Origin of the sequence: Dietzia sp. CQ4 (assembly GCF_014145125.1) — a bacterium.
Taxonomy (GTDB): Bacteria; Actinomycetota; Actinomycetes; order Mycobacteriales; family Mycobacteriaceae; genus Dietzia; species Dietzia natronolimnaea.
In genome coordinates, this window is sequence record NZ_JAALDZ010000361.1 from 1 (window position 1) to 5801 (window position 5801).

Sequence of the window (5801 nt, forward strand, 5' to 3'; positions counted from 1 at the left end):
CCCGGGTCGACGCGAGAGCGTCGACCCGGGCCTCGTCGTGTCGTCGGGTCCCGCGGCCGGACCACCGGCACCCGCGCCGCGAGAGGGCTCCGGCCGGCGGTGATCGTGGACGAGGGGTTGACAGTGGCGCGTCACGGTGCATACTTAAGCCATCGCCTAATTAAGGAATGAGTGAATTGAAGCAGGCAGGTGATCCGCTGTCCCGGGTGTTCCAGGCGCTCGCCGATCCCACGCGTCGCGGGATCCTCGAGCGGCTCAGCGCCGGGCCGGCCACTGTGGGCGAGTTGTCGGAACCGTTCGACATCAGTGCACCCGCCATCTCGCAACACCTCCGGGTGTTGGAGACCTCCGGTCTCATCGAGCGAAGCACGCGCGCCCAGTGGCGGGTGTGCACGCTCCGGCCGGAACCGCTGGACGCCGCCACGGCCTGGGTCGAGCGCAACCGCGCGCTGTGGCAGCAGAAGTTCGACCGACTCGACGACGTGCTCACCGACATCCGGCCCGGGCACGCCGACCCCACGGATCGAGGTCGCACGCCTCGATCGAAGGAGTGACGACATCATGTCCGTCCCGGAATTCACCATCACCCGCACATTCGACGCCCCGCGCGAGACCCTCTGGCGCGCGTGGACGGATCCGACACTGGCCGCTCGCTGGTGGCACCCGCACGAGGTCACGACCCCTGCCGAGAGCGTCTCGATCGATCTCCGCGTGGGTGGCAGCTACGCCTACCTCATGATCGACCCGGACGGCGGCGAGTGGCCGGCCACGGGCGAATACCTGGAGGTCCGCGAGCCCGACCGGCTCCGGTTCACCTGGGGCAGCCCGGACGACGAGCGCGGGGACGAGGTCCCCGTCATCACCGTCGACCTCGCCGAGGCGGGCGAGGGGCGCACCCTGATGACCTTCCACATGGCCCGGCACCCCGACGACCGCGGTTCCGAACACGGCGTCCACGACGGCTGGACCGAGGCGTTCGAGGAGTTGGACGGCGTGCTCGCATCGTCCACCGCCCGCTGAGGACCGCCTGCTCGGCGGGCGGTCCCGTCGGTCAGAACCAGTCGTCGCGCATGTCCAGGGTGGTGCGGTCGCCCGCGGCCAGCAGGTCGAACTTCGCGTCCACGACGGGCAGCTCGCGCCGCAGGAAGTACGCCGCGGCCTGCCGCTTCCCGGCGGCGAACCCGTCGGCGTCGTCGTCGATCCGACCTTCCAGGGCGAGGACCTGCTCGAGCCAGATCCAGGCGATCACGATGTGACCGGCGGCCTCGAGGTACTCGGTGGCGTCGGCCAGGAACGCCTCCGGGTCGGTCGCCCCGAGCCCGGCGAGTGCGGTGGTCACCTCGATCAGGCGCGTCACCCGCGGTCGGAGCAGCGCGGCGAACTCCTCGGCCGGGCCGCCTGCCGCATCCGCCCGGTCGCAGGTGGCGGCGATGCGCTCGCTCAGTGCGGCCAGTCCGGCACCACCCCCGGCGAGGACCTTGCGCCCGAGCAGATCCTGGGCCTGGATCCCGTGCGTGCCCTCGTGGATCGGGTTGAGGCGGTTGTCGCGGTAGTGCTGCTCGACGTCGTAGTCGATCGTGTACCCGGCCCCGCCCAGTACCTGTACCGCGAGTTCGTTGGCCTTGAGGCACCACTGCGACGGCCACGACTTGGCGATCGGGGTGAGGACGTTGAGAAGGGTGGAGGCGGCTGCGGCCTCCTCCGGGGACCCGGTCTTCTCGTCGTCGACGAGCCTCGCGCAGAACAGCCCCAGCGCCAGGGCGCCCTCCACGTAGGACTTCTGGGCCAGCAACATCCGCCGCACGTCGGCGTGCCCGGTGAGCATGACCTGCGGCGAGGAGGGATCGGCACCGACGGTCCGCCCCTGAGGGCGGTTGCGCGCGTAGTCGAGCGACTTGAGGTACCCGGTGTACCCGAGGGCCGTGGCGCCCAGACCCACGCCGAGCCGGGCCTCGTTCATCATGGTGAACATCTTCTTGAGGCCGGTGTTCTCCTCGCCCACGAGGTATCCGACCGCGCCCGGCCGGCCGCCGGGGGTGTGCATGCCCTGGCCGAGGGTGGGCATGGTGTTGACCGTGCCGCGGAAGCCCATCTTGTGGTTGAGGCCGGTGATCACGATGTCGTTGCGCTCCCCGATCGAACCGTCCTCGTCGACCAGGTACTTCGGCACCACGAACAGGCTGATGCCGCGGGTACCGGCCGGCGAACCGGGCACCTTGGCCAGTACGAGGTGCACGATGTTCTCGGACATCGTGTGTTCGCCGCCGGAGATCCACATCTTCTGCCCGAACAGCCGGTAGGTCCCGTCGTCCTGCGGCTCGGCGCGGGTGGTGATGTCGGCGAGGTTGGAGCCGGCCTGCGGCTCGGACAGGCACATGGTGCCGGTGAACCGGCCCTCGACCATCGGCTTGACGTAGCGCTCGATCTGCTCGTCCGAGCCGTGCTCGATCAACAGGTTGGCGTTGCCGGTGGTGAGCAGCGGGTACGCCGCGGTGGCGACGTTGGCCGCGTAGAACCACGCCATGCACGCCAGGTAGGCGGTGTAGGGCAGTTGCATCCCGCCCACCCGCTCGTCCATCGCGGCGCCCACCAGGTCGGCGTCGGCGAAGCGGCGCAGCGCCTCGGCGATCTCCGGGATGAGCTCGACCTCCTCGCCCACGAGCCTGGGCTCGTTGAGGTCCGCCTTGCGGTTGTGCGGGGCGAAATACTTCTCGGCGAGCTCGGCCGACAGGTCCACCACGGCGTCGATGGTCTCGCGGGAGTGGTCCGCGTACCGCTCACGCCCACACAGCTCGGACACCTGCAGCCAGTCGTGGAGCAGGAAGTCGAGATCGGCGCGGGACATCACTGTGGAGGGGAGGGGGAGCGAGGGAGTCATGCCCCGCAGGGTACTTGCCCCGGGCGCGGTGCCGACTCGGGCCGTGCCCGGCGGAACCGGGACGGGCGGCCCGCGGGACCGTCAGCCCCCGCTGGTGGCGCGGGCGAACTTCTGCCCCATCCCGAGCATGGTCCTGGCGTACGCGGCGGGCATGAACCGCTTGCCGCGGTAGGCCTTGCGGGCGTCCGGGTCGGGCAGGATCAGGAACTCCTTGGCGTCCAGACCGGTCATCACCTCGGCGGCGATCTCGTCCGCGCCGCGCTCGGAGCGGTCGATGAGCTTGCTCGCGAATCCGCTCGCGGCGGGGTCCGAGGAGTTGAGGCTCGAGGCCAGGTTGGTGCGGAAGAACGACGGGCACAGCACGGACACGTCGATCCCGAACGGCTCCAGCTCCCACCGCAGGGTCTCGGAGATCGCCACCACGGCCGCCTTGACCGCCGTGTAGGAGGCCATGGTCGGCGGGTGTACGAGCCCGGCGAGAGACGCCGTGTTGACCAGGTGCCCGTGGCCCTGCGCCTTGAGCATCGGCACGAAGGTGCGGCAGCCCCGCGCCACACCCAGCAGGTTGATGTCCGTGATGAGCCGCCAGTCCTCCTCGGTGAGGTACTCGATGCGGCCGCCCTGGGCGATGCCCGCGTTGTTGACCAGCACGTCGATGCCGCCCCAGATCTGCTCGATCTCCGCGCGCGCCGCCTGCCATTCCTCCTCGGAACGCACGTCCAGTCGCAGATAGCGCGCATCCCCGGGGACCGAGGCGGGCCGGTCGTCGGTGGCCGCGAGGTCCGCGACCATCACTCGGTCGCCGCGCTCGAGGAACGCCGTGACCAACGCCAGACCGAGACCCGACGCCCCGCCGGTGACCAGTACCCGGCGGTTGGTGTCCGTGGGGGAGGGGGAGGAGACGAACGGCAACCGGGCGAGGCCGGGGACGGGGAGGTCGGACAGCGGGAGGCGGGGGAGACGCATGACGCGAAACTACCGTCTCACCCGCGCGCGAGGGGTGCGGGCTGTCCTGCGGCGCCGAGGAACCCGGCGGCCATCGACACCGCGGGCCCCGAGGAGTCGGCTCCCTCGATGAGCACCGCGAGGGCGATGTCCCCGGTGGAACCGACGAACCAGCCGTGGGCGGGACCGGTGCCGACCTCGGCCGTGCCGGTCTTGCCCCCGAGTCCGGGTATCGAACCGGCGGCCGTCGCGGTGCCCGATCGGACGGTCTGCTCCATGTACCGGCGCAGGGTGTCGACGACTCCGGGGTCGAGCGGTTCCGGTGCGTCGTTGGCGTCGCCGGTCATCCCGTCGACGACGTGCGGCAGGATCATCCGCCCGCCGTTCGCCAGCGAGGCCGTCATGACCGCCATCCCGAACGGGCTGGCCAACACCTCGCCCTGCCCGATCGCCGCTTCCACGCGGGCCGGGCCCTGCTCGGTGACGGGCACGGACCCGGTGAAGGTGTCCGCTCCGAGGCCGGGGGCGAAGAACCCGACGCCCAGGCCGAGCTTCGCGGCCGTGTCCTTCATGGCCTCCGGCGTCAGCCGGTCGCTGATGACGGCCTGGCTGGTGTTGCACGACCGGGCGAAGGCGGTCTCCAGCGGCACCGGGCCGAGCTCGAAGTCGTCGTCGTTGGGGATCGTGCGCCCCGACACGGTGACCGAGGCCGGGCAGGGCACGACCTCGTCCGGGCCCACGACGCCGGCCTCGAGCGCCGCGGCCGTGGTGACGATCTTGAACGTCGACCCCGGCGGGAAGCGGCCCTGCATGGACACCGGCCCCTGCCGGTCGGCGGCGGAGTTCTGTGCCACGGCCAGGATTCCGCCCGTCGAGGGCTGGATCGCCACGATCGAGGCGCCCAGGGCGGAGGAGTCCACCGCCTGCTGGGCGGCCCGCTGCATCGAGATCTGCAGCGTGGAGACGAGGTCGTCGACCTGGCCCACCGGGGCGCTGCCGAGCTCGATCGGTTCCGCGTCGGGATTGACGATCTCCGCGGTCCAGCCGCCCTCCTCCTGCAGCGCCTCGGTCCAGGCGTCGGGCAACCCGGTGAGAGCGGGGGAGTCGAGGTCCCGGTCGGTGCGGATGAGTTGGCCCTGCTCGGGCAGGCTCACCCCCGGGACGGCGGCGAGCTGCTCGCGGATCGGGTCGATGTCGGACGGGCGGAGCGCGACGATCTGGTACGGCTGGTCCCCCGCCTCCGTCATGCCCTCGCGGATCGTCTGCCCGGTGATCGTCGGCACCACGGGGTTCACCAGCGCCGCGACAGCGTCGGCCGACTCCACCGCCCCCGGCGCCAGGGTCACCGCGGTCACCGGAGTCCACTGCAGCAGCGGTTCGCCCGTGCGGTCGAGGACCGAGGTGTCGTAGTCCAGGATCTCGGAGAAGGCCAGGGTGCCCCCCGGCTCGAGGCGGGTGTCGAGGATCGTCGGCGCCCACTCGACCTTCCAGTCCTCGCCGACCCTGGTGGTCCGCGCCTCGCCGGTGGTCGTGACGATGCGGGCGGCGCCTTCCGTGCCGGGGGTCCCGCCGGCCGGGTCGGAGCCGGTTTCGTCGTCGTCGGCCTCGTCGTTGTCGGGCTCGTCGTCTCCGGCCGTCCCCATGTCCCAGGTGATCTCGACCGTCACGGGGTCGCGGTCCGGGCGTCGGTCCCCGTCCGGGGCCCCGGCGGAGAGGGTCGGCGTGAATCCCATCGCCAGCACGTTGGCCTCGAGGGTCTCCTGCGCCGCCACCGGATCGGTGGTGAGCGCGGCCGCCCCCGCGAGGTCGCCGCTGCTCAGCGCCGAGAGGAACTGCTGGAGTTCATCGGTGCCGGTGTCACCGGTCAACGCCGCGCACCCGGTACCGGTCAGGGCCACCGTCAGGGCCGCCGCGACGAGTCCGGCGACGGGGCGGGGTCGGCGGCGGGCGCTGCTGGGGCAGGGGCGGCGCGGTGTCG

5 protein-coding genes are annotated in these 5801 nt (G+C 71.7%); 2 read left to right on the forward strand and 3 right to left on the reverse strand.

All coding sequences use genetic code 11. The annotated features are described in order from the left end of the window. Positions 1-167: 167 nt before the first annotated feature. Together G6031_RS16945 and G6031_RS16950 are read left to right on the forward strand one after the other, a co-directional pair. Positions 168-554, forward strand: coding sequence for a metalloregulator ArsR/SmtB family transcription factor (locus G6031_RS16945; protein WP_182610734.1), 387 nt, complete (start codon positions 168-170; stop codon positions 552-554). Between the two features lie 7 nt (positions 555-561). Then, positions 562-1020 carry an SRPBCC domain-containing protein gene (locus tag G6031_RS16950; protein ID WP_182653897.1) on the forward strand — a complete coding sequence of 153 codons (459 nt, stop codon included), beginning with the start codon at positions 562-564 and terminating at the stop codon, positions 1018-1020. Between the two features lie 31 nt (positions 1021-1051). Here the strand turns inward: G6031_RS16950 and G6031_RS16955 are convergent, their stop codons facing one another. From G6031_RS16955 to G6031_RS16965, 3 genes are all read right to left on the reverse strand, one after another. Next, positions 1052-2878 (reverse strand): acyl-CoA dehydrogenase, encoded by a 1827-nt coding sequence (locus G6031_RS16955; protein ID WP_182653898.1) that lies wholly within the window; start codon positions 2876-2878, stop codon positions 1052-1054. An 81-nt stretch (positions 2879-2959) separates the two neighbouring features. Then, the gene (locus G6031_RS16960) at positions 2960-3844 is read right to left on the reverse strand and encodes an SDR family NAD(P)-dependent oxidoreductase (protein WP_182653899.1); all 885 of its coding nucleotides are present in this window, start codon (positions 3842-3844) and stop codon (positions 2960-2962) included. 17 nt (positions 3845-3861) lie between these two features. Further along, a partial coding sequence (locus G6031_RS16965; protein WP_241737399.1) for a penicillin-binding transpeptidase domain-containing protein occupies positions 3862-5801 on the reverse strand: 1940 nt, incomplete at its 5' end.

What these genes read in the sequence shown, in the direction of transcription:
- G6031_RS16945 (WP_182610734.1), top strand. Translation starts at nt 168, where the DNA reads ATGAGTGAATTGAAGCAGGCAGGTGATCCGCTGTCCCGGGTGTTCCAG.
- G6031_RS16950 (WP_182653897.1), top strand. Translation starts at nt 562, where the DNA reads ATGTCCGTCCCGGAATTCACCATCACCCGCACATTCGACGCCCCGCGC.
- G6031_RS16955 (WP_182653898.1), bottom strand. Translation starts at nt 2,878, where the DNA reads ATGACTCCCTCGCTCCCCCTCCCCTCCACAGTGATGTCCCGCGCCGAT.
- G6031_RS16960 (WP_182653899.1), bottom strand. Translation starts at nt 3,844, where the DNA reads ATGCGTCTCCCCCGCCTCCCGCTGTCCGACCTCCCCGTCCCCGGCCTC.